Origin of the sequence: Pseudoalteromonas luteoviolacea (genome assembly GCF_021654285.1) — a bacterium.
GTDB classification, from domain to species: domain Bacteria; phylum Pseudomonadota; class Gammaproteobacteria; order Enterobacterales; family Alteromonadaceae; genus Pseudoalteromonas; species Pseudoalteromonas luteoviolacea_J.
In genome coordinates this window covers 1-903 of the sequence record NZ_JAKFZS010000096.1, presented here as the reverse complement: position 1 = coordinate 903, position 903 = coordinate 1, and the positions used below count along the sequence as shown (strand labels likewise).

The 903-nt window shown below is 47.3% G+C and carries 1 protein-coding gene; it reads left to right on the top strand.

Annotated elements, in window-relative coordinates; genetic code table 11:
- Positions 1–903: hypothetical protein (locus tag L1077_RS27165; protein WP_237139883.1), on the top strand; the 903-nt coding region annotated here is incomplete at both ends.

The following is a 903-nucleotide window of genomic DNA, read 5'->3' as shown; positions in this document are numbered from 1 at the left end:
AGCTAGAAGCTGAACCTGAGCTAGAAGCTGAACCTGAGCTAGAAGCTGAGCCTGAGTTAGAAGCAGAGCCTGAGTTAGAAGCAGAGCCTGAGTTAGAAGCAGAACCAGAGTTAGAAGCTGAACCTGAGTTAGAAGCTGAACCTGAGCTAGAAGATGAACTTGGTCTAGAAGATGAACTTGGTCTAGAAGACGAGCTTGGTCTAGAAGACGAGCTTGGTCTAGAAGACGAGCCAGAGCTAGAAGCTGAGCCTGAACTAGAAGTAGAGCCTGAACTAGAAGCTGAACCTGAATTAGAAGCTGAGCCTGAATTAGAAGCTGAACCTGAATTAGAAGCTGAACCTGAATTAGAAGCTGAACCTGAATTAGAAGCTGAACCTGAATTAGAAGATGAACTTGGTCTAGAAGATGAACTTGGTCTAGAAGCTGAGCCAGAGCTAGAAGCTGAGCCAGAGCTAGCAGCTGAACCTGAACTAGAAGCTGAACCTGAGCTAGAAGCAGAACCTGAGCTAGAAGCAGAACCTGAGTTAGAAGCAGAACCTGAGCTAGAAGCTGAACCTGAGCTAGAAGCTGAACCTGAGCTAGAAGCTGAACCTGAGCTAGAAGCTGAACCTGAGCTAGAAGCAGAACCAGAGTTAGAAGCAGAACCAGAGTTAGAAGCTGAACCTGAGTTAGAAGCAGAACCAGAGTTAGAAGCTGAACCTGAGTTAGAAGCTGAGCTTGAGTTAGAAGCTGAGCTTGAGTTAGAAGCTGAGCCAGAGCCTGAGCTAGAAGCAGAGCCAGAGCTAGAAGCAGAGCCAGAGCTAGAGCTAGAAGCAGAGCCAGAGCTAGAAGCTGAGCCAGAGCTAGAAGACGAACTTGGTCTAGAAGACGAACTTGGTCTAGAAGACGAACTTGGTCTAGAAG